This is a genomic window from Pantoea sp. SGAir0183 (genome assembly GCF_043545505.1).
This window is the reverse complement of record NZ_CP028053.1, coordinates 2,990,812-3,016,323: the sequence shown is the minus strand read 5'-3', so window position 1 is coordinate 3,016,323 and position 25,512 is coordinate 2,990,812. Positions and strand designations below refer to the sequence as shown.

The 25,512-nt window shown below is 54.7% G+C and carries 25 protein-coding genes; 15 read left to right on the top strand and 10 right to left on the bottom strand.

The annotated features are described in order from the left end of the window. Window positions 1–9 precede the first annotated feature (9 nt). Window positions 10–1,566: a histidine ammonia-lyase gene (gene hutH, locus C1N59_RS14010; RefSeq protein ID WP_058707629.1), complete on the bottom strand. Its 1,557-nt coding sequence runs from the start codon at window positions 1,564–1,566 to the stop codon at window positions 10–12. 303 nt (window positions 1,567–1,869) lie between these two features. Here hutH (C1N59_RS14010) and hutC point away from each other — a divergent pair, with 303 nt between their 5' ends. After that, window positions 1,870–2,625, top strand: a complete 756-nt coding sequence (gene hutC / locus C1N59_RS14005; protein ID WP_394549764.1) for a histidine utilization repressor — start codon at window positions 1,870–1,872, stop codon at window positions 2,623–2,625. On the opposite strand, the gene C1N59_RS14000 is transcribed toward hutC, so the two are convergent. Next, window positions 2,609–3,154 carry a HutD/Ves family protein gene (locus C1N59_RS14000; protein WP_394549762.1) on the bottom strand — a complete coding sequence of 182 codons (546 nt, stop codon included), beginning with the start codon at window positions 3,152–3,154 and terminating at the stop codon, window positions 2,609–2,611. The genes hutC and C1N59_RS14000 overlap by 17 nt on opposite strands. Then, window positions 3,151–4,506: a formimidoylglutamate deiminase gene (locus tag C1N59_RS13995; RefSeq protein ID WP_394549760.1), complete on the bottom strand. Its 1,356-nt coding sequence runs from the start codon at window positions 4,504–4,506 to the stop codon at window positions 3,151–3,153. Before C1N59_RS13995 ends, C1N59_RS14000 begins: the two co-directional genes overlap by 4 nt. An 84-nt stretch (window positions 4,507–4,590) precedes the next feature. On the opposite strand from C1N59_RS13995, the gene hutI reads away from it, so the two are divergent. The 7 genes from hutI to hutH (C1N59_RS13960) all read left to right on the top strand — a co-directional run bounded on the left by hutI (window position 4,591) and on the right by hutH (C1N59_RS13960) (window position 11,807). Beyond that, window positions 4,591–5,808, top strand: coding sequence for an imidazolonepropionase (gene hutI, locus C1N59_RS13990; protein ID WP_394549758.1), 1,218 nt, complete (start codon window positions 4,591–4,593; stop codon window positions 5,806–5,808). Then, the gene (hutG, locus tag C1N59_RS13985; protein ID WP_394549756.1) at window positions 5,805–6,593 is read left to right on the top strand and encodes an N-formylglutamate deformylase; all 789 of its coding nucleotides are present in this window, start codon (window positions 5,805–5,807) and stop codon (window positions 6,591–6,593) included. Before hutI ends, hutG begins: the two co-directional genes overlap by 4 nt. A 601-nt stretch (window positions 6,594–7,194) precedes the next feature. Next, on the top strand, window positions 7,195–8,043 hold the full coding sequence (locus tag C1N59_RS13980) for a transporter substrate-binding domain-containing protein (protein WP_394549755.1): 849 nt from the start codon (window positions 7,195–7,197) through the stop codon (window positions 8,041–8,043). Between the two features lie 12 nt (window positions 8,044–8,055). After that, complete coding sequence (locus C1N59_RS13975) at window positions 8,056–8,775, top strand: ABC transporter permease (protein WP_394549754.1); 720 nt, start codon at window positions 8,056–8,058, stop codon at window positions 8,773–8,775. An 11-nt stretch (window positions 8,776–8,786) separates the two neighbouring features. After that, window positions 8,787–9,518, top strand: coding sequence for an ABC transporter permease (locus C1N59_RS13970; RefSeq protein ID WP_394549752.1), 732 nt, complete (start codon window positions 8,787–8,789; stop codon window positions 9,516–9,518). Window position 9,519: 1 nt separating this feature from the next. Then, a complete protein-coding gene (locus tag C1N59_RS13965) occupies window positions 9,520–10,311 on the top strand; it encodes an ABC transporter ATP-binding protein (protein ID WP_054634261.1) in 792 nt (263 codons plus the stop codon). Continuing rightward, window positions 10,311–11,807, top strand: coding sequence for an HAL/PAL/TAL family ammonia-lyase (gene hutH / locus C1N59_RS13960; protein WP_394549750.1), 1,497 nt, complete (start codon window positions 10,311–10,313; stop codon window positions 11,805–11,807). Before C1N59_RS13965 ends, hutH (C1N59_RS13960) begins: the two co-directional genes overlap by 1 nt. A gap of 1 nt (window position 11,808) precedes the next feature. Here hutH (C1N59_RS13960) and C1N59_RS13955 read toward each other — a convergent pair whose 3' ends face one another. After that, window positions 11,809–12,438, bottom strand: coding sequence for a flavin reductase family protein (locus C1N59_RS13955; RefSeq protein ID WP_394549748.1), 630 nt, complete (start codon window positions 12,436–12,438; stop codon window positions 11,809–11,811). A 325-nt stretch (window positions 12,439–12,763) separates the two neighbouring features. Here C1N59_RS13955 and C1N59_RS13950 point away from each other — a divergent pair, with 325 nt between their 5' ends. After that, on the top strand, window positions 12,764–13,870 hold the full coding sequence (locus C1N59_RS13950; RefSeq protein WP_033737689.1) for an SDR family oxidoreductase: 1,107 nt from the start codon (window positions 12,764–12,766) through the stop codon (window positions 13,868–13,870). Window positions 13,871–14,076: 206 nt separating this feature from the next. Next, window positions 14,077–15,000, top strand: a complete 924-nt coding sequence (gene rlmF, locus C1N59_RS13945) for a 23S rRNA (adenine(1618)-N(6))-methyltransferase RlmF (RefSeq protein ID WP_033737779.1) — start codon at window positions 14,077–14,079, stop codon at window positions 14,998–15,000. Between the two features lie 80 nt (window positions 15,001–15,080). Here rlmF and glnQ read toward each other — a convergent pair whose 3' ends face one another. The 5 genes from glnQ to rhtA all read right to left on the bottom strand — a co-directional run bounded on the left by glnQ (window position 15,081) and on the right by rhtA (window position 19,353). Continuing rightward, window positions 15,081–15,803 carry a glutamine ABC transporter ATP-binding protein GlnQ gene (glnQ, locus tag C1N59_RS13940; RefSeq protein ID WP_058707624.1) on the bottom strand — a complete coding sequence of 241 codons (723 nt, stop codon included), beginning with the start codon at window positions 15,801–15,803 and terminating at the stop codon, window positions 15,081–15,083. Beyond that, window positions 15,800–16,459 (bottom strand): glutamine ABC transporter permease GlnP, encoded by a 660-nt coding sequence (gene glnP, locus C1N59_RS13935; protein WP_033737688.1) that lies wholly within the window; start codon window positions 16,457–16,459, stop codon window positions 15,800–15,802. The genes glnQ and glnP overlap by 4 nt, the downstream gene beginning before the upstream one ends. 78 nt (window positions 16,460–16,537) lie before the next feature. Beyond that, window positions 16,538–17,284 carry a glutamine ABC transporter substrate-binding protein GlnH gene (glnH, locus tag C1N59_RS13930; protein ID WP_262960090.1) on the bottom strand — a complete coding sequence of 249 codons (747 nt, stop codon included), beginning with the start codon at window positions 17,282–17,284 and terminating at the stop codon, window positions 16,538–16,540. A 332-nt stretch (window positions 17,285–17,616) separates the two neighbouring features. Beyond that, a complete protein-coding gene (gene dps, locus C1N59_RS13925) occupies window positions 17,617–18,120 on the bottom strand; it encodes a DNA starvation/stationary phase protection protein Dps (protein ID WP_033737686.1) in 504 nt (167 codons plus the stop codon). A gap of 321 nt (window positions 18,121–18,441) precedes the next feature. Continuing rightward, a complete protein-coding gene (gene rhtA / locus C1N59_RS13920) occupies window positions 18,442–19,353 on the bottom strand; it encodes a threonine/homoserine exporter RhtA (protein ID WP_394549747.1) in 912 nt (303 codons plus the stop codon). Window positions 19,354–19,722: 369 nt separating this feature from the next. Between rhtA and ompX the strand changes: the two genes are divergently transcribed. After that, window positions 19,723–20,235: an outer membrane protein OmpX gene (ompX, locus tag C1N59_RS13915; protein WP_033737684.1), complete on the top strand. Its 513-nt coding sequence runs from the start codon at window positions 19,723–19,725 to the stop codon at window positions 20,233–20,235. A gap of 429 nt (window positions 20,236–20,664) precedes the next feature. Here ompX and C1N59_RS13910 read toward each other — a convergent pair whose 3' ends face one another. After that, window positions 20,665–20,850 carry a hypothetical protein gene (locus tag C1N59_RS13910; RefSeq protein WP_033737683.1) on the bottom strand — a complete coding sequence of 62 codons (186 nt, stop codon included), beginning with the start codon at window positions 20,848–20,850 and terminating at the stop codon, window positions 20,665–20,667. A gap of 212 nt (window positions 20,851–21,062) precedes the next feature. On the opposite strand from C1N59_RS13910, the gene mntR reads away from it, so the two are divergent. The 4 genes from mntR to C1N59_RS13890 all read left to right on the top strand — a co-directional run bounded on the left by mntR (window position 21,063) and on the right by C1N59_RS13890 (window position 25,512). Continuing rightward, on the top strand, window positions 21,063–21,521 hold the full coding sequence (gene mntR, locus C1N59_RS13905; protein ID WP_033737682.1) for a manganese-binding transcriptional regulator MntR: 459 nt from the start codon (window positions 21,063–21,065) through the stop codon (window positions 21,519–21,521). 24 nt (window positions 21,522–21,545) lie between these two features. Further along, entirely contained in the window at window positions 21,546–22,655 is a 1,110-nt protein-coding gene (locus C1N59_RS13900; RefSeq protein ID WP_054634256.1) for an SLC13 family permease, read from the top strand. Window positions 22,656–22,798: 143 nt separating this feature from the next. Further along, on the top strand, window positions 22,799–23,947 hold the full coding sequence (locus C1N59_RS13895; RefSeq protein ID WP_394549745.1) for an HlyD family secretion protein: 1,149 nt from the start codon (window positions 22,799–22,801) through the stop codon (window positions 23,945–23,947). Further along, complete coding sequence (locus C1N59_RS13890; protein ID WP_054634255.1) at window positions 23,944–25,512, top strand: DHA2 family efflux MFS transporter permease subunit; 1,569 nt, start codon at window positions 23,944–23,946, stop codon at window positions 25,510–25,512. Before C1N59_RS13895 ends, C1N59_RS13890 begins: the two co-directional genes overlap by 4 nt.

Below are 25,512 nucleotides of genomic sequence, written 5' to 3'. Positions count from 1 at the left end.
ACGGATTCCTTATTCAACTGAATGGGTGCCCATGCTGGGTAACAATGCGGTGAGTGCCTGCGGCCAGTCGCAGCGGCTTGCCCACTGGCGCATCGCTTCGATGTCCGGTGCCAGCAGGCGGTCTTCCTCAAGGAAGGCGACGCGTTCGCGGATCGTGCCAATGGCCTGTTCTATCAGTGCAGAACTTTGCAGGGGACGATGAAACTCAATGCCCTGGGCCGCTGCCATGGCTTCAATGCCGACTACCGCCGCGCTGTTAAAGCACATGTCGCCCAGTCGGCGGGCGGCATAGGTGGCCATCGACACGTGATCTTCCTGGTTAGCCGAGGTAGGCAAACTGTCGACGCTGCCGGGATGCGCCAGCGATTTATTTTCGGAGGCGAGCGCCGCCGCGGTGACCTGAGCAATCATAAAACCGGAGTTCACGCCGCCGTCGCGGACCAGGAAAGGGGGCAGACCGGACAAACCGGTATCCAGCAGCAGGGCCAGTCGACGTTCAGAGATGGCGCCCACTTCGGCGACGGCCAGGGCAATAATGTCTGCGGCAAAAGCCACGGGTTCAGCATGGAAGTTGCCACCGGAGATCACATCACCGGTTTCGGTGAACACCAGCGGGTTATCGGACGCGGCGTTGGCTTCAATCTGCAGGATGCGGGCGGCATGGCTGAGGTTATCCAGGCACGCTCCCATGACCTGAGGGACGCAGCGGACAGAGTAGGGATCCTGCACGCGCCCACAATGGGTATGAGAACCCAGGATCTCGCTGCCTTCAATCAGGGCGGTGACGGCGGCCGCCACGGCAATCTGGCCATGCTGGCCACGCGCCTGATGAATACGCGCGTCGAACGGTTTTAATGAGCCTTTAATCGCTTCCAGCGACAGCGCGCCCGCCATTAAGCCTGCGGCAAACAGATTTTCCGCTTCGAACAGGCCGCGCAGGGCCAGCGCAGTCGATACCTGGGTACCGTTGAGTAAGGCCAGCCCTTCTTTGGGACCCAGCACAAACGGCGTCAGGCCCACTTTTGCCAGACCTTCCGTCGCCGGAATACGTTCACCGTTGACCCGTACTTCACCTTCACCCAGCAGCATCAGCGACATGTGCGCCAGTGGGGCCAGATCGCCAGAGGCCCCCACCGATCCTTTGGCGGGAATGCACGGCATCACGCCCGCATTGAACAGGGCCAGCAACGCCTCCACCAGTTCAATCCGCACGCCAGAATGACCACGGGAAAGGCTGATGATTTTGCTGGCGACCACCAGGCGCGTCACGTTATCGGGCAGAAGTTCCCCCAGGCCGACGCTGTGAGACAGCACCAGGTTTCGCTGCAGATCGGCAAGGCGGCTGGCGGGGATTTGAGTCTGCGCCAGTTTACCGAAACCGGTATTGATGCCGTACACCACGCTACCGGAGGCCACAATCGCTTCAACGGTTTGTTGCGCTTCAGTGATGGCGTGGCGGGCGCCGTCATCAAGGCTGAGTGTGACGTTGCCTTGATATATTGCGCGCAACATCGCGAGATCGACCTTGCCTGGCACCAGACGTAATCCCTGAGACGAACCTGACATACTTTGCTCCTGTCTATACAAGGGTTGGCTTATTCGCTGGCCGTTCTGTTGACCCGAATAGCGGAATAACGCGAGTGAAACATAACTGTCTATTCTTGTCTATACAAGTTGCAATCGGCATGCCAGACCGATCACAAAATTGATCAGGTATTAACAGAGGGCTAACGTGAGCAACAGGCGGGTTTCCTGCACCGCTGTAGGGCAACAGGTGCACAGTTTACGTGCCGATCTCGGGCTGGAATGTATATACATCCAGCCCGTCAGGCAGTAAACTTTGGGCATTATCAGCTTAAGGAATACGATATGGCCGAGCACACGGCAATTGCACAACTGGCAGCGGCCATGAGTGACGAACCCGCACCCATCTATCAACGGGTCAAACAGGCGATCATCAGCCAGATTCGTGAAGGCCACTGGAAAGCTAACCAACGGGTGCCTTCAGAAAGCGAGCTGGTGAATGAGCTTGGCGTAAGTCGTATGACGATTAACCGGGCATTGCGGGAATTAACCAGCGAAGGATTTCTGGTGCGCATGCAAGGCGTTGGTACGTTTGTCGCGGAGATGAAAGGCTACACAGCCATGCTTGAGGTGCACAACATCGCGGATGAAATTGCGCAGCGGGGTCATAAGCACAGCTGCAAGATTCTTACCATTGGTCAGAATAAAGCCGATCCGGAACAGGCTTCCGTGTTGGGCCTGACAACCGGACAAACGCTGTTTCATTCTCTGATTGTGCATTATGAAAATGACATGCCGGTGCAGCTGGAGGATCGGCTGGTGAATCCACAACTGGCCCCGGATTACCTGGCCCAGGATTACCACACGCTCACGCCTTATACGTACCTGATGCGCGCGGCACCGTTGACGGCGGGTGAACATATCGTTGAGGCGGTGATGCCGGATGCGCGACAGCGTAAACATCTGGCGATTGATGAGCACGAACCTTGTCTGCTCATCCGTCGCCAGACCTGGAGCGATAACAAGATTGTGACCTATGCGCGTTTACTCTATCCCGGCTCGCGTTACAAGCTGCTGGGGCGCTTTAAAGGGCACGGGTAAGACGAATAAACAGTAACCTCGCATCCTGGCTGTCCGGCTGCAGTCGGGTGGGATGATCGATCCACCAGACGCCGTGCTGCTCCGCTAATGGCGCATCGTTCACTATGCGCCATTCTCCTGCCAGCACCCAGGCCACACCGTGCTCGCTGCTGACGGCGTCGGTGACGACGTCAGCCTGTGCCCGCCATTCGCCTCGTCGTGTCATGATGTTAAAATCCTGACTGGGCGCTTTACCCTGCAACTGAGCCTCAAGTGCCTGCTCCCCCGCAAAAGCCCAGGGCCTTTCCGGCAACAGGCGATGCGCGACGTTCTCGCCACGCAGCAGAACAGGGCTGCCGTTTAGCAGAGTGATAATGCGATCGACACCGGTAAACGCCGAGAAGGGGCCGTCGCTGGCGATGGTGGCAATACTGGCGCGCCAGGCGAAGTCGCCTGCCCCGGGCGGATAGCCGATAATTTCACGTGTTTCGCCACCGCCGTTGCGCCAGCGACTGACGGGTAAGCTGTCTAAAGAAAAAACGCTTCTCATCGCAACGCTGCCATTGCCTGCGCGAAACGGGCTGCACAGGCTTCTTCTTCTGCATGATGGCCATCGCTGATCACCCGGTTACCCGCCACATACACGTCGCGAATCTGCTCGCGCTGGCCAGCAAACAGCCAGCGATTGAGCAGGGCAGGCTCATCCACACTGCCCAGCCAGGCGTCATCGCGTAATACCAGCCAGTCGGCGCGTTGCCCGACGGCCAGCGCCCCACTCTTTATTCCGCAGGCCTGGGCACCGCCCGCCGCGGCCTGTTGCCACAGCAGATCGCCGACTGAGGGCTGGTCGGGCAGCGTGATGCGATTGCGACGACGGTCGCGCAGGCGTTGGGCATATTCAAGCCAGCGCAACTCCTCCTGAACACTGAGCGAAACATGACTGTCGGAGCCAATGCCCCAGCGTCCGCCCTGGGCGATATAGTCCACGGCGGGAAAAATACCGTCACCGAGGTTGGCTTCCGTGGTCGGGCAGAGCCCGGCAACCGCACCGCTGGCGGCAAGGCGCGTCACTTCGCTGTCATCGAGATGCGTTGCATGAATCAGGCACCAGCGTGCATCGACATCGAAACGCGTCATCAGCCAGCTCACCGGACGCTCGCCGCTCCAGGCCAGACTGTCATTGACCTCCTTCTCCTGCTCGGCGATGTGAATATGGATGGGTAACGTGGTATCGCTGGCGCTGAGCACGGCATGCATTTGCGCTTCACTGACTGCGCGCAGTGAGTGAAAGCAGAGGCCTGCGTTGTGCAGGGGTTTATCTTTTATCCATGTCTGAAGACGTACCTGCTGTTGCAGATAGCTGTCGGTCTGCTGAATAAAGCGCTTTTGTCCCGGCACCGGCGGCTGAGCGCCAAAACCGCTGTAGCTGTAAAGCACCGGTAGCAACGTCTGACCTATGCCTGCCGTCTCTGCCGCCGCAATAAGCTGGCGCAGCATGGCATCGTCCGCATAAGGTTTACCGTCAATATCGTGATGCAGATAATGAAATTCTGCGACCTGGCAATAACCGCCTTTTAGCATATCGATATACAGCAGGGCGGCGATATCACCTACCTGCCCGGGCGTCAGACGCTGCACCATGCGATACATCCGATCGCGCCAGGTCCAGAAGCTGTCCTGCGGATCGCCCGCCACTTCAGCCAGACCGGCCATGGCACGTTGAAAAGCATGTGAATGCAAATTCGCAATAGCGGGAATCACGTTACCGGCTAAACGTGTCGCTTGCCTGTCATCACCGTCGGGCGTAATCGCATCAATCATGCCCGCCGCGTTGACGCTGATACGCACCTGTTTATGCCAGCCTCCGGCCAGCCATGCGCGTGGCGCAAAAAAAGTTGCCATGGTTGATCCTCAAAGGATGTAGTTGTATATACATATACATACTTTAAAGTTTGCTGTAAACGGCAAGCGCATTGTGAGGCGGGAATGGCAGAAAAACTCCAGGTAGACAGCGTGTGGAGCGGGGCAGATGTGGTAACCATGCAAAGCGGCCACTATCATCTTATCCAACAGGGTGCGCTGGCAGTAAAGGCGGGCAGGCTGGTGTGGGTTGGGCCCGCCGCCGCGATGCCGGCTTTTGAGGCGAGTGAACATCATCGTCTGCCGGGCGGGATCATCACGCCGGGTTTAGTGGACTGCCACACGCATCTGGTTTTTGGTGGCGATCGCAGTCAGGAGTTTGAGCAGCGCCTCAACGGCGTGAGCTATGCCGATATTGCGGCCCAGGGCGGTGGCATCCTTTCTACCGTTCGGGCCACCCGTGATGCCAGTGAACAAACGTTAGTGGAGACAGCCCGCTGGCGGTTGAATCGCTTACTGGCCGAGGGCGTGACCACCGTCGAGATTAAATCCGGCTACGGTCTGGATGAAGAAAGTGAATTACGTATGCTGCGTGCCATTCGACAGCTCAGTCAGGAGGTGGCTGCGGATGTGCAGGCCACCTGCCTGGCCGCTCATGCGGTTCCGCCCGAATTTAAACAGGATCCCGATGGCTGGATCACGATCATCTGTGACCGCCTGTTACCTCAGATCAGCGCCGAAGGCCTGGCGGATGCGGTGGATGCATTCTGCGAACATCTGGCGTTTACCCCGCAGCAGGTCGCCCGGGTATTTGACCGGGCAACGGCGCTGGGCATGCCGGTGAAACTGCATGCCGAGCAGCTTTCCTCTTTGGGCGGTGCGGCGCTGGCCGCCCGTTATGGCGCGCTGTCCGCCGATCATCTGGAATATGCAACGGAAACGGATGTTCAGGCAATGGCAGAACAGGGTACGGTAGCCGTGTTATTGCCCGGCGCGTTTTATCTGCTGCGGGAAACGCAGCGCCCGCCGGTAGCGTTGTTCCGACGCTATGGTGTGCCCATGGCACTGGCGAGTGATGCCAACCCCGGCACATCGCCCGCGCTGTCGCTGCGCCTGATGCTGAATATGGGCTGCACCCTGTTCGGTATGACACCGGAAGAAGCGCTGGCAGGCGTGACCCTGTGGGGGGCAAAGGCGCTGGGGCTGGAGGCAAGTCACGGTTCGCTGGAGGCGGGAAAAGTGGCCAGTTTTGTTCACTGGCCGCTGGCCCGCCCGGCGGAACTGGTTTACTGGCTGGGCGGTGAACTGCCCTGTACCGTTATCTACCGCGGAGAAGTACAATGACACCTTTTCATTTTACCCAAGGGACTATCCCGCTGCTGGTCAGTATTCCCCATGCCGGCACGATGTTAACACCGGAAGTTGAAGCCGGGCTCAGCGATGCCGCCCGTGACTTACCGGATACGGACTGGCACATTCCACAACTTTATGATTTTGTGCGTGATATGGGAGCCAGTCTGGTCATTGGCCGCTACTCACGCTTTGTTGTCGATCTCAATCGTCCCTCAGACAATCAACCGCTTTATACGACCGCCACCACCGGCCTGTTTCCGGAAACCCTGTTTGACGGCACGCCGACATTTGTTGCGGGCAAAGCCCCCACGGATGCACAGCGACAGGGATATATTCAGACAATCTGGCAGCCTTATCATCAGCAGATCCAGCAGACACTGGCGCAGATGAAAGCGGAATTTGGCTATGCGCTGCTGTTTGACGCTCATTCGATTGCCAGTGAAATTCCACGACTGTTTGACGGTCGCCTGCCGGATCTCAATATTGGTACCAATGACGGGGCCAGTTGCAGCAATCGCGTCATCGACGGGCTGACATCGGTATGCAGCGAGCAGGATCGCTATAGCTGGGTCGTCAATGGCCGTTTCAAAGGCGGCTACATTACGCGCGCTTACGGTCAACCCGATCGGCAGATCCAGGCGGTGCAACTGGAGCTGTCGCAAATCAATTATATGGACGAGACACCGCCCTTTACCTGGCATGAAGCCCGCGCGGCAGAACTGAAAAAAGTCCTGAAGCCGCTGTTACACAGCTTTGTGGCGCAGGGCAAGGGCTGACGGCGACGTTCATGATGCGCAGCGCCCGCCTGGGTTAAGGCGGGCTGATGCTTACCGTGCTTCTCTAACTCATTCTTTCGGCATGCCGATACCAGCGTGTACAGCCTGATGTCGCTGACGAAGGCCGCCCAGCGGTGTCCTCGCTCGTGTTCAACACGGCTGACGATCTTTGCGGCCTGACGCGGTTTAACAAACTTCTTTTTTATCCACCTCGCCATTTGAGGCGCAGCTAAACAGGTTGTCCTTCCAACTGGCTCACGGACAGAGGGGATGAAGCCTAACCACGCTGAATAAGATGCACTGCATTCATGCAATTATGCGCCCTGATAGTGCATCAATCCGCCAGGCTGGACGGTCATCAGTCGGCGCTTCGCCGTAGAGAGCGACAGCGGAGCTGGCACGACCTTTGCTAGCTTGTATGTACAAGTGAAGGTTCAGAGAAACCTCGCCGCTATTTATCGTGTCTGGCTCACAAAAATATCAGGACGTCAATGAACGCTGCGTCGCTTGCTTGTATATACATGATTCATCATTTTGTGAGATTTTTGTTAATAACAACAGCGACACGCTTAAAACGCCTTTTTAATCCAGGAGAAGCCGAATGAAGCACCCCGTAACGTTTCGCCGTTTTTGCCTTTCGACGTTGTTTTCCAGCCTGCTTGTCAGCACCGTTGCAGTACAGGCGAAAGAGTGGAAATCCATCACGATTGCCACAGAGGGCAGTTACGAGCCCTGGAACCTGACCTTGCCAGGCGGCAAATTAGGCGGTTTTGAACCAGAGCTCATGGCGAATCTGTGTAAACGCATGGGGATGGAATGCAAACTGGTGGTTCAGAACTGGGATGGCATGATTGCCGGGCTGAATGCCGGAAAATACGACGTCATGATGGATGCCATCGTCATTACCCCGGAACGTAAAAAAGTCGTGAATTTCACGATTCCTTATGCCTCCACGCCCGCCACTTTCATTGCGGTGAAAGGCACGCTGCTGCCGCCCGGCAAAGGCGTGATTAAGTTGAATGACGACGAAAAAGCGATCGACGCCGCGCTGGCACCGATGAAAGCCGCGTTGAAAGGAAAAACTATCGGCATTGCCTCCGGCACGGTCTATACGCCGTTTATCGATAAATATTTCAAAGGCATTGCCGACGTACGTGAGTACACCACCTCCGCCGATGCCATCCTCGATCTGCAGGCCGGACGCATCGATGCGGTATTTGATGATGTGACGTTTGCCAAATCAATGCTGGCACGTAAAGACAACAGCAACCTGACCTTCAGCGGACCGCAACTGGGTGGGCCTGTCTGGGGAGAAGGTGAAGCCCTGGGCGTGCGGATGGCAGATAACGATCTGAAAGCCAAACTCGATGAGGCCATCAAGGCTGCACTCGCTGACGGCACGGTAAAAGAACTCAGTGAAAAATGGTTTAAAACTGACGTTACGCCATAAGTGGGGTGGAGCATGATGAGCCTGCTGGGATTGGGTGCCGATGGTTGGGGGCGGTTGATTTTGTCTGCCACGCTCACCACCTTACTGCTGTCGCTGGTCGCATTACTGGTCGGTGCCGTCGTGGGCTCAGGCATTGCGGCCGCTAAGTTATCCGCTCACCGCCCGCTGCGCTGGCTGGGTGAAGGTTACTCGGTAATTTTTCGTGGCATTCCTGAGTTGCTGGTGATCTACCTGTTCTACTTCGGGGGCGCAGGCCTGATCACCCAGATCGGACAGTTATTTGGTGCAGAGGGATTCATCGAAGCGCCGCCATTTCTGATCGGGGCGCTAGCGATCGGCCTGATTTCAGGATCGTATCAGGCTGAAGTTTACCGTGCCGCCCGGCTGGCGCTTGCCCATGGCGAGGTAGAAGCCGCGCTGGCGATCGGCATGTCACGCTGGCGTATTCGCCAGCGTATTCTGTTGCCTCAGGTGGCGCGGTATGCGCTGCCAGGTCTCTCAAATGTCTGGCAGATGAGCCTGAAGGATTCAGCGCTGGTTTCAGTTACGGGCATTGTAGAATTGATGCGCGCCAGCCAGATTGCCGCAGGTTCAACGCGGGACTATTTCACCTTCTATATGATCGGCGGGGGATGCTATCTGTTGTTAACCGTTCTGTCGAATCGGGCGTTTCTGCGCGCGGAAGCCCGACTGGGCCGGGCCTGGCAGAGCCGGACCGCGGCACAGCATTAAGGAACCGCATCATGATCGATTTTGCTTTTCTTACGGATACGTTCCTGAAACTGAGCGCCGCACTGCCGGTTACGCTCGGCCTGTTTATCTGTTCATTCCTGTGCGGCGGGCTGCTGGCGATAGGGATTCTGGCGCTGCGCCTGAGCCGCTGGCGCCTGGTGAGCGGTTTTGCCCGCGGCTATATTCTGGTGTTCCGGGGGTCGCCTCTGATGATCCAGCTGTTCCTGATTTATTACGGTCTGGGACAGTTTGGTGTGATTCGCCACAGTATTTTCTGGCCCTTTTTACGTGAACCGTTCAGCTGCGCCGTGCTGGCGCTGTCGCTGTGTACCGCCGCTTACACCGCAGAGATTCTGCGCGGGGCGCTGCTGGCCGTACCGGTGGGACAGGTGGAAGCCGGTATTGCCTGCGGCATGTCGCGGGGCTTGCTGCTGCGGCGCATTATTGCCCCGGTCATGCTGCGCTATGCTTTGCCAGCCTATTCAACGGAAGCGATTCTGTTGGTGAAATCCACCGCGCTCGCCAGCCTGGTGACCGTCTGGGACGTCACAGGCGTGGCGCAACAGACTATCCAGCGGACCTACCGCACGATGGAAGTGTTTCTCTGTGCGGCAGCCATCTATCTGCTTCTCAACTTCATTATTATCCAGTTGTATGCCCTGCTGGAGCGCCGACTGACACCGGTCCATCAGCCTGAAAAAGCGCCATTAGCGGCCGTTAAACCCATGACGGGAGGAGAGTAAAATGCAGGATTTACCCGCAGTGACGCTGTCCGCCAGCGATATTCGTAAATCATTTGGTGCGATGGAGGTCCTGAAAGGCATTTCACTCCAGGCCCATAAAGGGGATGTGATTTCCATTCTCGGTGCCAGCGGCTCGGGCAAAAGTACGCTGTTACGCTGCATCAATTTACTTGAAACGCCAGATGCCGGCGTGGTCAGCGTCGGCGGTGAAACGATTGAGATGAAGCGTCACGCCCGCGGCCATCAACTGGCAGCCAACCCCAAACAGATTGAGCGGCTACGCTCACGGTTGGGTATGGTGTTTCAGAGCTTTAACCTCTGGTCCCATATGACGGTACTGCAAAACGTAATCGAGGGGCCGCATTACGTCTTAAAACGTGATAAGCAAACCTGTATCGCTCAGGCTGAGCAGTTGCTGGATCGTGTCGGCCTGCTCAATCGTAAAAGTTTTTATCCAGCGCAGTTGTCTGGTGGTCAGCAGCAGCGCGTCGCGATTGCCCGCGCGCTGGCCATGGATCCGGAAGTGATGCTGTTCGACGAGCCTACCTCGGCACTGGATCCTGAACTGGTCGGTGAGGTGTTGAAGGTAATGCGCAGTCTGGCTGAAGAGGGGCGCACCATGCTGGTGGTTACACATGAAATGGGCTTCGCCCGTCATGTCTCGAACCGTGTGGTGTTTATGCATCAGGGCACCATTGACTGTCAGGGAACGCCTGCCGAGATGTTTGGCGAAGGCGGCTCCGCCCGTTTCAGGCAGTTTATTTCCAGCCACCATGCAGCGGAGCCGGTGTAATGCGGCGCGTTGTCTGGGGCGATACGGCCTTAACGTGGCAGGAGGTCGTTGAGGTTGCCCGTCATGATGCGGAACTGGTACTGAGTGATGCGGCCTGGCAGCGCATTGCGCGGGGACGTGAGATAGTGACGCACATCGTGGCGAGTGGTCAGATTGCCTACGGCATTAACACCGGGCTGGGTGCACTCTGCAATATCGTGCTGGCGGAAGAAGAACTCAGCCAGCTGTCGCGCAATACGTTGTTAAGTCATGCCTGCGGCGTCGGGCCATTGCTGACGAAGCAGGAGGTACGCGCCATCCTCTGCGTCGCGATTGCCAACTACAGTCACGGCAAATCCGGCGTTTCGGTCGCGCTGGTTGAACACCTGCTGGCGCTGCTGAATCTGCATATTACGCCGCAGGTGCCTTCGCAGGGATCGGTGGGTTACCTGACTCATATGGCGCATATCAGCCTGACGTTGATTGGCGTAGGAGATGCTGAGTGCGACGGGCAGATCATGCCCGCCTCGCAGGCGCTGGCGCGTCATGGTTTAGTGCCGTTACGGCCAGGTGCAAAAGAGGGGTTGAGTCTGGTTAACGGCACACCGTGCATGACCGGACTGGCCTGCCTGGCACTGGATGATGCGCAGCGGTTACTGGACTGGGCTGATGTAACCGGCGCGATGAGTTTTGAGGCGTTACGCGGTCAGGTGGTCGCCTTCGATGAAGACGTGCTGGCGCTGAAAGCCAGTCCGGGTATTCAGCGCAGCGGCCAACGGCTTCGGCGGTTACTCTGTGACAGCCCATTATTAAAGGTGAGTAGTGGCATTCGCACGCAGGATGCACTAAGCCTGCGGTCGATGCCACAGGTGCACGGTGCCTGCCGCGATCAGTTTGATCACGCTGCTCGCCAGATCGCCATCGAACTGAATGCCTGTACCGATAATCCATTAGTGCTGGGTACGCCGCAGGCCTGGCGCGTGGTGTCACAAGCCCATCCTCATGGCGAATCGGTGGCGATGGCCTGTGATCTGCTGGCGATTGCACTGGCGGAACTGGGCAGTATTGCAGAACGGCGTCTGGACAGGCTGGTGAACCCGCTGGTCAGTGGCTTACCGCCTTTTCTGGTCGCGCAGCCTGGCGTGAATTCCGGCATGATGATTGCGCAATATGTGGCGGCCTCATTGTGCGCTGAAAACCGCCAACTGGCCCAGCCCGCGGTACTGGATAATTATATGACTTCCGGACTGCAGGAAGATCACCTCAGTCTGGGTACCGGCGCGGCGCTAAAATTGCTCAGGCTCGTCAATAACGTCTATCAGGTTCTGGCGATTGAATACCTGCTGGCCGCACAGGCGCTGGAGTTCCACGGTGAGGCACAACTGGCCAGCGGCACGCGACGCGCCTGGCGGCAACTGCGCGAAGTCGTTACCCGCTGGCAGGACGATCGCTGGCTGGCACCTGAGATCGCCCGTGCGGTCAAAACGTTACGAACGCATTCGGCAGAACTGCTCTGACTTAGCTGCGGCGCGCATCGGGCCGCACCAGGTCAAAGCGCTGTGCTTCACTGATGCCATAATACGCGCTGGGCCCACCGGCGCGTAAAATCGGTTCCGCTTTCGCCGTCTGATAAATACCGTTTTCCAGCATGCTTTCGTCAATATGGATGGCAACGGCTTCGCCCAGCACCAGCCAGCTGTCGATGGCGCGCCCGCCGGCATCCTGTAACTGAATCAGTTGTGTCAGCCTGCATTCAAAATTCACCGGACTTTCCTGTACCAGACAGGCCTTGACCTGCGAGGCGGCCAGAGGGGTTAAGCCTGCCAGGGCAAACTCGTCCTGATCGGCTGGGGCAGAAATTGAGCTTTCATTCATGGCCTCCGCCAGCGGTCGGGTCGCCAGATTCCAGACAAATTCTTTTGTTTCAGCGATGTTTTGCACACTGTCTTTCCAGCCGCTGCTGGCGAAGCCAATAATGGGCGGCTGGTAATTGAAACAGTTAAAAAAACTGTAGGGCGCAAGGTTGCGCACGCCTTTGGCGCTGGTGCTGCTGATCCAGCCTATTGGACGTGGGCCAATGATGGCATTCAGTGGATCGTGAGGCAAACCGTGTCCGGCGCGGGGCTGATAGGAATAGCGTTTATGCATCGTCATCTCCTGGATAAAAAAAGAGTCTAGCCTGGCCTGTCCGCCATGCGTTAAACCGTCAGAGCCGCGCCGCTTTTTTGCGCATTGTTAACCAGATTAGTCTGGTTCAGCGACAGGAGGGAATGTTCTGTACTACAGCATTAATAACGATAAATATCAAAAGATTAACTATTTATTTGATGAGCAATCCGCGAAAAGATGTGTTTAAAAAGTAAACGAAAGTTAAACGGAATCATTTTATACATTTTGTGCTAATGAAAGTTTCGTATTTGTTTAACGAAACTGAGGCATTATGCAATCTCATCAATTGTTCTCGTGGTCGAATATGAAAAAAATTCTTGTTACAGGATCTTCTGGATTCGTTGGTGGTGCAGTCGTGGCAGAATTGCTGATGCGCCAGGATGTTGAGTTATTGCTGCTCGTCAGAGCCAGCGATGCTAACCAGGGACTGGAGAGGGTTAAAGATAATTTAACCAAGTTTTCATGTTCGGCGCAGGCGATTGCGCGCCTGACAGCAGATCAGATTCTGGTCGGCGATTTACTGGCCCCGGAGCTTTTCCTGGATGATGCGCGCATCGATCAGATCAGCCACGTTATCAACTGCGCAGCGATTGCGTCATTTGGTGAGAATAACGATATCTGGCGCGTCAACGTGGAAGGGACGTTTAAACTGGCCGCCAGAATGGCAGCCTTGCCTGAATTTGTTAAATTCGTCCACGTCGGCACGGCGATGTCGTCTGCCCCGGATCACGGTGAGATTGTAAAAGAAGATCTGGTGCTGTCTTCACGCGAAGATCACATTGTCGATTACACCTATTCCAAGTCGTATATCGAAAATAAGATCAAACAGGAATTGCCGCATCTGCCACTGGTCATCGCGCGTCCGTCCATTGTGGTGGGCCACTCTCAGGAAGGATGCACGCCGTCAGGCAGCATCTTCTGGGTGTTTAAAATGGTCATGAAGCTGGAGAAATTCCTCTGCTCACTCGATGACCGTGTTGATGTCATCCCGGTAGACTACTGTGCCAAATCGCTGGTGTTCCTGATGGATCATGGCTGCACCGAGGAGATGGTTTATCACATCTCTGCCGGCGAGCGCAGCAGTAATACCTTCTCTGAAATTGATTCGGCTTTTGCCAGTGCAGAAAAAAGTGCCCCGTTGGCACCGAATTATCTGCAGGTTGATTTCAGCGAAATCGTTAAAGAGCGTAAGAACTTTAAAAAGATCTACGGACCCTGCAACGAACGTCTGATGTTGCGCGCAATGCGTCTTTACGGCGAGTTCGCCCGTCTGAATGTAGTGTTCTCTAACGACAAATTACTGCGTCTGGGCATGAGCTCACCGCCAGGATTCACCAGCTATATTGACCGCTGTGTTGAAACCACCCGGGGCATGCCGATTCAGGATTTAATGCGCGTCGATTTTAAATAATCCCGCAGACTTAACGCCCGGCCAGCATTGTTGCTGGCGGGGCGCATTTTGCTTTTTTGCTCACCTCGCTTTCCTGCAACGACGCCGTACCCTCGCGATTTCGCACGTCCGCAACGTCGGCCTGCTGGCCGCTCTGACCGAGAATGCGGTTTATTTTCTGCCCGCCACAGCGTATTGTACGCGCGCCTGAAAATATGAGAGAACGTATGAAAAAATCTGCCAGCCCGTCCCCTTTCCATGCCCGTAACCGCCACCAGGGTGAATATGATTTTGCCGCGCTGACGGCAGCGCACCCGCCGCTGGCAGAAAAAGTCCGGCCCAACGGCTATGGCGTCATGTCGGTGGACTTTGCCGATCCTGAAGCGGTCATGCTGTTGAATCAGGCGCTGCTTAAACGGTTCTACGGCCTTGACTGGCAACTGGCGCCTGGTTCGTTGTGCCCGCCCGTGCCTGGGCGCGCTGACTATCTTCACTACCTGGCCGATTTACTGGCACTGGACAACCAGGGCAGGATCCCGCCGGCGGACATCCTGGATATTGGCTGCGGGGCGAACTGTATTTATCCCCTGATCGGCGCGGCGGAATATGGCTGGCGTTTTACCGGTACGGATATTGATGACGCGGCACTAAAAACGGCGACAAAAATTGTCGCGGCGAACCCGGGCATGCAACGCCTGATCCGCCTGCGTCGGCAAAAAAATCCCGCCGTGGTGCTGAATGGCGTGGTGAATAAGAATGAAAACTTCCATGCGGTCATCTGCAATCCGCCTTTTCACGCTTCTGCGGCAGAGGCGGCGGCCGGTTCACAGCGCAAAACGCGCAACCTGGGACTGGCACCGGCTGCACCGCTGAATTTTGGCGGCCAGCACAATGAATTGTGGTGCGAAGGGGGAGAAAAGGGCTTTGTCGGGAAAATGATCGCTGAAAGCGCCAGTCTGGCTCAGCAGGTCGTCTGGTTTACGTCGCTGGTATCACGCAAAGAGCATTTACCCGCGCTGGAGAAACAGCTGAAGGCGCTGGATACCCAGGTGGTACGTGTGGTCAATATGGCGCAGGGGCAGAAGCAGAGCCGGTTCCTGGCATGGAGCTTTATGTCCGCCGCCCAACGCGCGCAGCGATTGTCCCGCTAACGCAGGCGCTTGCGTCAGTTCGCCGCATCATCGTGTGGCGTCGCCAGAGAAAAACGGGCCGCCTGCCGGCCCGTTCGCACTCAGGAAACGTGCTGTAAAAATTCGCGCAGACGTTCGCTGGGCGGATCACTGATCAGACGGTCCGGATCGCCGTCTTCGGCAATACGGCCTTTATCAATAAAGATCAGGCGCGACGCCACTTTCTGGGCAAAACCCACTTCGTGTGTGACGATAACCATTGTCATGCCTTCTTCAGCCAGATCCTGCATGACTTTCAGCACTTCGTGACGCAGTTCTGGGTCCAGCGCGGAGGTGGGCTCATCAAACAGCATCATTTTGGGTTTCACCGCCAGTGCCCGGGCAATCGCCACGCGCTGTTGCTGCCCACCCGAAAGCTCAGAAGGGAAATGGTTGGCGCGCTCGGCCAGGCCCACTTTCGCCAGCAGGCTATGGGCCAGTTTTCGTGCGTCTTCTTTGCTGGCACCGCGAACGCGAATCGGGCCAAAAGCCACGTTATCGAGCGCACTCATCTGCGGGAAAAGGTGGAACTGCTGAAACACCATGCCGGCTTCCTGACGAATAAGGCGATCGTCTACTTTGGGATCGTTAACGTTCAGGCCATCGACGATCAGTTCGCCGCTGGTGATCTCTTCCAGCTTGTTGATGCAACGCAGCAGCGTCGATTTACCCGAACCGGAGGGGCCGATAATCACGACGACTTCACCCTGATTAATCTTCAGGTCGATATTGTGCAGCACCTGGGTTTGGCCAAAATGCTTTGAGACGTTTTTAAATTCAATCACAGGATTTTCACCCTTTTCTCAATACGGCGCAGCACAAAGCTCAACACCAACGTAATCACAAGATAAATAACGGCCACTGCGCTCCAGATTTCCAGCGCGCGGAAGTTACCGGCAATAATTTCCTGTCCCTGGCGGGTCAGTTCGGCCACACCGATCACAATAAACAGCGAGGTGTCCTTAATGCTGACAATCCACTGATTGCCCAGCGGGGGCAGCATACGACGCAGCGCCAGCGGCATGATGACGTAGCGCAGGGTTTCGCGGCCTGACAGGCCCAAAGCCAGCCCGGCCTCGCGAAAGCCTTTGTTAATGGACAGAACCGCACCGCGGGTAATTTCCGCAATATAGGCACCCGAGTTAATCATAATGGTTACCACCGCGGCGGTGAACGGATCGATGCGTAAATCCGGGAACGCCATAGGCAGGGCAAAATAGATGAACATAACCTGCACGACGATGGGCGTACCGCGAATGATTTCAATAAAAACCAGGGCGATATTATTGCTCAGCCAGCCACCGTATGCGCGGGCAAAACCCGCGACCAGGCCGATGATCAATCCACCGACCAGGCCAATAATGGAAATAATTAAGGTCAGTTTTGCGCCTTCGAGTAGCGCGGGCATGGCTGGCCAGATGACGCTCCAGTCAAAATCCATGGTGAAACTCCGCTGTTGTTGCGATGGAAAAAAGCAGGGACAGGGTCCCTGCTGAAAAATAAAAAACGGGCTCAGTGATTATTTCGGTTCAGTTCCGAACCACTTTTTATAGAGTTGATTGTAGGTACCGTTCTCTTTAAGCGTTTTCAGCGCCCCGTTCACTTTTTCACGCAGTTCATCACTGCCTTTCGGGAACGCAATGCCGTACTGCTGGGCTTCAATAGAATCACCTACAGCTTTGAAACGGCCTTTACCTGCGGTGTTGATGAAATAGAGGATATTGGGCGTATCGTGCAACACTGCGTCAGCGCGGTTGGTGCCCAGTTCCATGTAAGCGTTATCGATATTCGGGAACTGGCGCAAATCTTTCGTTTTAATGTGCGCCTTCGCATAATCTACGGAACCTGTGCCGCTCTTCACCGCCACCACTTTGCCGTTCAGATCGTCAATGCCTTTGATGTCTTTCTCGTTGTTACGCACCATGACCAGCAGACCGCTTTTGTAGTAGCCATCAGAGAACTCAATGGCTTTCTTGCGCTCGTCAGTAATGGTAATGCCGGCCAGTGCCACATCAACGTTGTGCGTCTGAAGGGCAGGGATGATGCCGCTGAAGTCCATCGGCTTCAGGGTGTAATCCAGTTTCAGTTCCTTCGCAATGGCATCCCATAAATCCACGTCAAAGCCGACATATTTGTCCCCTTGTTTGAATTCAAATGGGACAAAAGCTGTATCGGTGGCGACGATCAGTTTCTTTTCTGCTGCGGTAGTGGAGAGAGAGAAGGCCAGCGCCAACGCGGCCACAGAGATGTTAAATAGCGATTTCATCATTTTTCCTTATTGCGACCGGGCACCGGGCCCGGGTTTGCGAGCTATCATTTGCGGGCTTTCATATGAAAAAAGTATGCCAACTTTTCAAAATGTAAAAAATATAATGATCAGGAGATCATCGCTGACACGATTCTGCAACCTGTCGCGCCGATGCACCATTATGGTGGCACCATCTTGGTGCGAAGCGCTAAAGTGGTGCAGGAGTAGTGTGCATCAGAAGGCGAAAACGGGAAGGGCGCAGCGTCAGAAATGTTAACAAAGTCATAAATTATAGTAACGCAGACGTAAAAAAGGCGGGTTTCCCCGCCTGGTAATAGTCTGTAAGACCGTTATTCGATATTAGACTCAATGAACCACAGGAATTTATCCAGGTCGCGAGAAGCCGCGGTAAAGATATCGGCGGTATCTTCATCTTTCACTTCAGAAATTGCTTTGCGCGTATCGTTAGCCACCACAGCATAACGGTCGGCCAGCGCTTTCAGATGATCCTGTACGCTGTGGATATTCAGCGGATAGCTTTTAAGTGGCGTTTTATCGTTGACGACCTGAGTGGTACCCAGTGCTACACCACCCAGTTGCACCACGCGTTCCGCGATGGTGTCCTGATGGTCGGTGATGGTGGTACGGAAACCGTCCAGCATTTCGTGCACACCGATGAAGTTCGCGCCGCGCATGTTCCAGTGCGCTTGCTTAGTTATCAGGGACAGATCGATGAACTCCACGACCAGGCGATTGAGCACCTCAATGGTGGCGCGCTTTTCGTCATCTGCCACGTCATTACGGGTATAAAGTAGATCAGAAGATTTTGTTTTAACCAGTTTAGCGGTACTCATTGTTTCAGTCCTCTCTTTCAATGGTTGTCCTAATCAAGTACGAAACTAAGTATAGCAGCGATTTGCCGCCTTGCAGGATTGGCTTAATCAATGGATGAAATAGCATTCACCTTAGCGTGCGTGGGTGCGCGGATGAAATAGTTAATAAATTGTTAAAATTAAAATTTCATAAAGCACTTTAAATACATAAGGTTAAATAAAAATTCAATAGAATGATTTTTACCTGTATTAAATATTAACTTTCTATTACACATTAACTGAAATAATTATCAGCATGAGAGTTATTGTTATTTAGCCTGCCTTTCAGCAGGCGGAAACCTGTTATTTCTTTTTATTATCAGATAATTCTATTGCATTTAACTGGCGCTTTCTGGGACGCATGGTCAGGGTCGCGCCGGACGAGGCCAGGATAATCGCCAGCAGCGCCAGACACTGCACGCCGGAAAGGCTCTCATCCAGATAAAGCATGCCAGACAGTGCCGCCACCGCAGGCTCAAGGCTCATCAGCGTACCAAAAATGCGCGCAGGTAAACGGGTCAGTGCCATCATTTCCAGTGAATAGGGAAGCGCCGTTGAAAGAAAGGCCACTAAAATGGCAACCGGCACGACGCTCCATTGCCAGATGCCGCTTGCGGCAAACGTCAACCCTACGGGAACAAAAATCAGCGAAGCGATCAGAGAGCCGATGGCGACCGTTGCCGCGCCGTGCTCTGCGCCCGCGCGCTGCCCTGACAGAATATAGACTGCCCAACAGACACCGGCACCGAGCGCAAATAGTGCACCTATCGGATCGACGGAGGTAATACCGGTACTGAACGGCAGTAAAAACCACAGCCCAATGACCGCCAGTACGACCCAAAGAAAATCGAGTGGCCGACGTGAGCCGAGCAGCGCAAGCGTAAGCGGGCCAACAAACTCCAGCCCGACCGCGATGCCAAGCGGTACCGTCCGAATAGACAGGTAAAATAAAAAGTTCATTGTACCCAATGCTAAGCCATAAATAATTAGCGGCATGCGCTGTTCAGGACGAAAACGCAGTCGCCAGGGCTTGAAGATAAGGCAAAGGATGACGGTGCCAAAGCCTAGGCGCAATGCGGTGATGCCGGTGGCACCCACGGTGGGAAAAAGTGTTTTTGCCAGTGAGGCGCCGCCCTGAAGCGACAACATCGAGATAAGTAACACGACGACAGGGAGTAAAGCTGGCGTGAGCGATTTGAGTGGCGAAACTGACATCCTGTTGATACTTCCCAGTCAATGAGCTAACAAGATGACCAGTGTAAAGGAAATGTTGGTCAAAAAGGGGACGTAAACTGATTTTAATTTTGTCTGTTTGCCTGCTTTTTAAGCAGTTTTTCCGGCTGGAAAGTAAATTAATGTCAGGTTTTTTTAGGAATTTACTTAAAGAATGAAAATTTGTTTGGGGTCATTATTGCAAGGATATGACGGTTTTTATAAGAAAAATGAATGACATAGGAAACTCCATTAACTTTCTGTTACACCAAACACTGTGTTAGACAACAAAATGCGGGCAGAGTTTCTCGCTATTTTTTGTTATATTTTTAGCGTTGTCAGGAGAGAAGTACTTTCACATTTGAGGTGGTTATGAAAAAAATTGCATGTCTTTCAGCATTAGCCTGTGTGTTAGCAGTCGCAACAGGTTCCGCCATGGCACAGAGCACCGTAACCGGTGGCTACGCACAGAGCGACTACCAGGGCGTTGCTAACAAAGCAAACGGCTTCAACCTGAAATATCGCTATGAAGACGGTTCTAACCCACTGGGTTGGATCGGCTCATTCACTTACACCGAGAAAGATCGTACCGAAGACGGCATTTACAATAAAGGCCAGTACTACGGTATCACCGGTGGTCCAGCATTCCGTCTGAATGACTGGGCAAGCATCTATGGTGTGGTTGGTGTTGGCTACGGCAAATACCAGGCTAACGACACCACTTCACGCGACAAAGCTGACACCAGCGACTACGGTTTCTCTTACGGCGCAGGTATGCAGTTCAACCCAATGGAAAACGTTGCACTGGACGTTGGCTATGAGCAGAGCCGCATCCGTAGCGTTGACGTTGGCACCTGGATTGCTGGCGTAGGCTACAGCTTCTAAGCGAGCTTAGTCGAGATTAAAAACGGCCCTCTACAGGGCCGTTTTTATTGGTAACAAAAACCCGCGCTAATAACCTGTCTTTGTCTTTGTCTTTGTCTTTGTCTTTGTCTTTGTCTTTGTCTTTGTCTTTGTCTTTGCCACCGCAACTGTCCCTGTATCTGTCTTCTCCGCGCCGCATTGCGTTCTGACATTAACCCGCGCCCCGGACTTCCCTGGCTGAAAGCCTTTTTTCAGGCCCGGACAGAACAAAAGAAGGGCGCCTTACACAGCGGCTGTATTTTGACGCTTACCTTCTACAGGAAAGGGCAATAGCAACGCTGAGCGCGGGGGAACAGGTGACCAGATCAGAAGCGTGGATCAATGCAGGCGCGCGGCGAGGAAAGGAAAACAGGCCGCGCGTGGGTAATGAATCTGAATGTGAAAACGGATTCAGCCGCGCCAGATCAGTTTTTGGCAGTAGCGTGTTTCCGGCTGCTGGCCCAGCAGACGCTCAATAAGCATGAGGCGCAGCGTAAAAGGGGAGCGCGTCAGCAGGCACCACCAGGATTTTCCTGATGTTGTTTTTTCCGCCTGGAAGCATTTGCTGCAGTCGATACAGCTTTTCAGAGTGCTCATAGCATCACCTCCCATAAAATTTAACGCAACGGTAAGCAGAGATCGTGCTTTAATGCATCACTCTGTTTACATTATCGACAAATATAGCACTGGCTATACCGTTTAGCCAAGGCTAACGACGAAAAATTTGAGCTTATTTGCGCCTGGTTTACAATGAGCGCAGCTAAATCCACACGGAAGGGCTGGTGTGGAAAAAATAAAGAGGAAGCTGAATGAGTCGTCGTGCCAAAAGCGTGGTTTCTGCCCCGCAAGGACCACTAAAAGATATTGAAGAGCATGTCGAAGGTTTTCGGCAGGTGCGCGAAGCGCATCGTCGTGAACTGATTGATGACTATGTTGAGCTAATCTCTGATTTGATTGGTGAGTTTGGCGAGGCGCGCCAGGTCGACATGGCCGCGCGTTTGGGGGTTTCGCAACCGACCGTCGCCAAAATGTTAAAGCGGTTAGGAACTGCCGGCCTGGTCGAGCAGGTGCCTTATCGCGGCGTCTTTTTGACGCGTGAAGGGGAAAAGCTGGCTGAAGAGAGCCGCGCCCGCCATCACATCGTTGAAACCTTCCTGTTAGCGCTTGGCATTAGTCCGGAAACGGCACGCCGCGATTCTGAAGGCATCGAACATCACGTCAGTGATGAAACCCTGGCCGTATTCCAGAAATTTTACCAAAACAATTAATCCTCAGTTAAGGCGCCGGACATCATGCCCATTGTGCTTCGCTCATTTCTGCATGACCATATATTGCACTTGTTAGTCGTTGTTGGGGTTGTTCTGCTGTTTCTTGCTCATTACCACTGGGCGGATCTGCCTGCCGCAGTGGACTGGCACACCATCATCACCCTGAGTGGGCTGCTTATCCTCACCAAGGGGTTAGAAACCAGTGGGTATTTTGATGTTCTGGGCGGTCGGTTAATTGCGGGGTTTAAGCATGAGCGCACGCTGGCCCTGTTTATGGTGCTGGCGGCGGCGGTGCTCTCGACCTTCTTAACCAACGATGTGGCCCTGTTTATTCTGGTGCCGCTGACGCTGACATTGCGCAAGTTTTCCCATTTACCGATTTCCCGCTTAATCATCTTCGAAGCGCTGGCCGTAAATGCCGGTTCGTTGCTGACGCCGGTGGGCAATCCGCAGAATATTTTGCTGTGGAGCCACGGCTCGCTGAGTGTAGTCGGTTTTATCTGGCAAATGACGCCGCTGGCCGTCTGGCTGCTGTTAAGCCTGCTGGTCGTCACCTGGTTTAGTTTTGCCAAACGCGCGATTGAAAAACATGAGAACGCAGAACAGCACAGCTGGCAGAAGCCACTGTTTGCCGTCAGTCTGGCGCTTTACGTCTTGTTTATCGCCGCGCTGGAGTGGCACCTGACCGGCTGGGCGCTACTGCTGATTCTTGTCTGCTTTTTTATTATGGCGCGCCAGGTATTGCTGAATATCGACTGGAGCCTGCTGGTGGTCTTCATCGTCATGTTCCTGGACGTGTTCTTGCTGACACGCTTGCCTGTTGTGCAGGCCCATTTTGATGCGATTGCCCATCTTGCCAAAGGGGAGCTTTATCTGTTGGCGATTGGCTTGTCACAGGTAATCAGTAATGTGCCTGCCACGATCCTGCTTTTGCAGAAAGTGCCGCCTTCAGACGTCCTTGCCTGGGCGGTCAATATCGGTGGGTTTGGCCTGCTGCCGGGTTCGCTTGCCAACCTGATTGCGCTGCGCATGGCGAAAGATCGTGCCATCTGGTGGCGCTTCCATCTGTTCTCCGTTCCCTTACTCGCATGGTCGATGCTGACCGGCTGGCTGTTGCTTAAACTGGTTGCCTGACGCGAACCTGTCCTGCCCTCGTGGCAGGACGTGCGGACTTTCTCAAGTTAAGTAAAGTTGTACTGGATTTTGTCAGTTTTCGATCTAATGTTTAGTTGACTTTCTACGCCCAGGACTGAGGGCCTTAGCCAGCGACGGACACTATGAGCGAGAACAACAACAACCGCGACCCACACCAGAAAGACACAGAAAACGCGCCCGATAAAAACAGCCCAGCACACGATAGCCAAAGCGATAACGACGAGAAACCGCGTAAGCGTCCCGGCAAAAAGCCGTTAATTATTTTGGCGGTCGTCGTCGTGGTGATGTTGATCGTGGCGTTCTTCTTCTGGTTTACCACCCGTAATGAAGAAACGACTGACGATGCGTTTACCGAAGGCAACGCAGTGACTATCGCAGCGAAAGCCTCGGGTTACGTCGTAAAATTGCTGGTGAAAGACAACCAGCGCGTGAAGAAGGGCGATCTGCTGGTGGAAATCGATCCCAGCGATAACGAAGCCCAGCGCGCGCAGGCAAAAGCACAGCTTGGCCTGGCCATGGCACAGTTGCACCAGGCTCAGGCGCAACTGGCACTGTCGCGCGTTCAGTACCCGGCGCAACGCGACCAGGCGCTGGCCGATCAGGCCAAAGCCGAGGCCAACTACCTGAATGCGCAGGCGGATTACCGTCGTCAGCGCGGCGTCGATCCCCGCGCCACCAGTCAACGCAATATTGATTCAGCCTCGGCGCAGTTACGCTCCGCGCAGGCACAACTGCAAAGCGCCAAAGCTCAGGTGGAAGTCGCCTCGCAGGTGGCCCTGCAAATCCGTCAGCAGGAAACCAATGTTGAAGCGCGTCAGGAACAGGTCGAGCAGGCAAAAGCCCAACTGAATGTGGCCGAGCTGAATCTGTCTTACACCCAGGTTCGTGCTCCTTACGACGGGTTTGTGACTAAGCGAAATGTCCAGTTGGGAACGTTGGTTCAGGCGGGCAGCGCCTTGTTCTCACTGGTTTCCCCGGATATCTGGATCACCGCCAACTTTAAAGAGTCACAGCTGGAGCGAATGAATCCCGGCGACAAGGTAACCATCAGCGTGGATGCCTGGCCTGACATGAAACTTGAAGGCCACGTCGACAGCATCCAGATGGGCACCGGTTCGCGCTTTTCGACTTTCCCGGCGGAGAATGCCACGGGCAACTACGTGAAAATTGTTCAGCGCGTGCCGGTCAAAATTGTGATTGATAAAGGACTGGATCCTAACCGTCCACTGCCACTGGGCATATCGGTTGAACCGAAGGTAACCGTGGAATGAGTGAATCGCAGAGCTGGAAACCCGCCAGTAATCCGTGGCTCGTGGCCATTACGGTAACGCTGGCGGTATTTATGGAAATCCTGGATACCACCATCGTGAACGTGGCCCTGCCACATATCGCCGGTTCGCTCTCATCCAGTTACGATGAATCCACCTGGGTGCTAACCTCGTACCTCGTGGCGAACGGCATTGTGCTGCCCATCTCTGCCTTCTTCAGTCGTTTATTTGGCCGTAAACAGTTTTTCTTAATCTGTATCGTCATGTTCACGATCTGCTCATTCCTGTGTGGTATTGCCACCGAACTCTGGCAGATCATTCTGTTCCGCGTCCTGCAAGGGTTTTTCGGCGGCGGCCTGCAGCCTGTGCAGCAGTCGGTGCTGCTCGACTACTTTAAACCTGAGGATCGGGGCAAAGCGTTTGGCCTTTCCTCGATTGCGATTATCGTGGCGCCTGTTATCGGCCCGACGCTGGGCGGCTGGATTACGGATAACTACAGCTGGCGCTGGGTGTTCTTTATCAATATCCCGGTCGGTATCCTGACGATCATGGCCATTTTGCCGCTGCTGGAAGATCCGCCATGGGAGCGCAAGTGGGCCAGGGGCAAACTGAAAATTGACTACATCGGTATCGGTTTAATTACGCTGGGCCTGGGCTGCCTGCAGGTAATGCTGGATCGGGGTGAAGATGAGGACTGGTTTGCGTCGCACTTTATTGTGTTATTCGCGGTACTGGCGCTGGTCGGCATTGTCGGAGCCGTCTACTGGCTAATGTATGCTCGCAAACCGGTGGTCGACATTCTGGTAATGAAAGACCGTAACTTCTGGGTTGCGGGCCTGCTCATGGCCGGGATGGCGATGATTCTGTATGGTAGTTCCGTCGTGCTGCCTCAACTGGCCCAGCAGGATCTGGGTTATACGGCGACCTGGTCAGGGCTGGTGCTTTCACCCGGAGCCGTGCTGATTGTGCTGACGATTCCGCTGGTGCTTAAGCTGATGCCGGTCGTGCAAACCCGCTATATCATCGCATTTGGTTTTAGCTGCCTGGCCCTGGCGTTTTTCTACTCGTCCACGTTAACGCCCAATGTCGATTTCTCCACGCTGGTCATGATGCGCAGTGCGCAGTCTATTGGCCTGGGTTTCCTGTTTGTGCCGCTGACCACTATTGCCTTCATTACCATCCCACAACGCCTGAACGCGGATGCATCAGCATTATTTACGATGTTCCGTAACGTTGCGGGCTCGATTGGCATCTCGTTATCCACGGCGGCAATTACGGAGCGGGAGCAGGCGCGTTCGGCCCACATGGTGCACAACATGACGCCGTTAAATGAACAATTTAACATTACCGTTCAGCACTGGGCGCAGGCGATTCGCGACTTTACGTCGGCGGTGGGCGATCCCGTGACGCTGGCAACCGGCCAGCTCTATAAAGAGATGATTGTCCAGTCACGCATTCTGGCTTATATCGACGTCTTTTCAGGCTTAAGTATTGTCGCCCTGATTTTGATTCCATTTTGTTGGCTGCTGTCGCCCGTCAAAAGCGAAGGCAGTGCAGGAGCACACTGA

Coding starts and splice junctions, on each gene's coding strand:
- C1N59_RS13995 (WP_394549760.1), bottom strand. CDS start 4,506: ATGGCAACTTTTTTTGCGCCACGCGCATGGCTGGCCGGAGGCTGGCAT.
- C1N59_RS13955 (WP_394549748.1), bottom strand. CDS start 12,438: ATGCATAAACGCTATTCCTATCAGCCCCGCGCCGGACACGGTTTGCCT.
- C1N59_RS13890 (WP_054634255.1), top strand. CDS start 23,944: ATGAGTGAATCGCAGAGCTGGAAACCCGCCAGTAATCCGTGGCTCGTG.
- C1N59_RS14000 (WP_394549762.1), bottom strand. CDS start 3,154: ATGAGAAGCGTTTTTTCTTTAGACAGCTTACCCGTCAGTCGCTGGCGC.
- hutG (WP_394549756.1), top strand. CDS start 5,805: ATGACACCTTTTCATTTTACCCAAGGGACTATCCCGCTGCTGGTCAGT.
- mntR (WP_033737682.1), top strand. CDS start 21,063: ATGAGTCGTCGTGCCAAAAGCGTGGTTTCTGCCCCGCAAGGACCACTA.
- hutI (WP_394549758.1), top strand. CDS start 4,591: ATGGCAGAAAAACTCCAGGTAGACAGCGTGTGGAGCGGGGCAGATGTG.
- rlmF (WP_033737779.1), top strand. CDS start 14,077: ATGAAAAAATCTGCCAGCCCGTCCCCTTTCCATGCCCGTAACCGCCAC.
- C1N59_RS13900 (WP_054634256.1), top strand. CDS start 21,546: ATGCCCATTGTGCTTCGCTCATTTCTGCATGACCATATATTGCACTTG.
- hutH (WP_058707629.1), bottom strand. CDS start 1,566: ATGTCAGGTTCGTCTCAGGGATTACGTCTGGTGCCAGGCAAGGTCGAT.
- glnH (WP_262960090.1), bottom strand. CDS start 17,284: ATGAAATCGCTATTTAACATCTCTGTGGCCGCGTTGGCGCTGGCCTTC.
- C1N59_RS13970 (WP_394549752.1), top strand. CDS start 8,787: ATGATCGATTTTGCTTTTCTTACGGATACGTTCCTGAAACTGAGCGCC.
- C1N59_RS13895 (WP_394549745.1), top strand. CDS start 22,799: ATGAGCGAGAACAACAACAACCGCGACCCACACCAGAAAGACACAGAA.
- glnP (WP_033737688.1), bottom strand. CDS start 16,459: ATGGATTTTGACTGGAGCGTCATCTGGCCAGCCATGCCCGCGCTACTC.
- ompX (WP_033737684.1), top strand. CDS start 19,723: ATGAAAAAAATTGCATGTCTTTCAGCATTAGCCTGTGTGTTAGCAGTC.
- C1N59_RS13950 (WP_033737689.1), top strand. CDS start 12,764: ATGAAAAAAATTCTTGTTACAGGATCTTCTGGATTCGTTGGTGGTGCA.
- rhtA (WP_394549747.1), bottom strand. CDS start 19,353: ATGTCAGTTTCGCCACTCAAATCGCTCACGCCAGCTTTACTCCCTGTC.
- hutH (WP_394549750.1), top strand. CDS start 10,311: ATGCGGCGCGTTGTCTGGGGCGATACGGCCTTAACGTGGCAGGAGGTC.
- hutC (WP_394549764.1), top strand. CDS start 1,870: ATGGCCGAGCACACGGCAATTGCACAACTGGCAGCGGCCATGAGTGAC.
- C1N59_RS13975 (WP_394549754.1), top strand. CDS start 8,056: ATGATGAGCCTGCTGGGATTGGGTGCCGATGGTTGGGGGCGGTTGATT.
- C1N59_RS13910 (WP_033737683.1), bottom strand. CDS start 20,850: ATGAGCACTCTGAAAAGCTGTATCGACTGCAGCAAATGCTTCCAGGCG.
- dps (WP_033737686.1), bottom strand. CDS start 18,120: ATGAGTACCGCTAAACTGGTTAAAACAAAATCTTCTGATCTACTTTAT.
- C1N59_RS13965 (WP_054634261.1), top strand. CDS start 9,520: ATGCAGGATTTACCCGCAGTGACGCTGTCCGCCAGCGATATTCGTAAA.
- C1N59_RS13980 (WP_394549755.1), top strand. CDS start 7,195: ATGAAGCACCCCGTAACGTTTCGCCGTTTTTGCCTTTCGACGTTGTTT.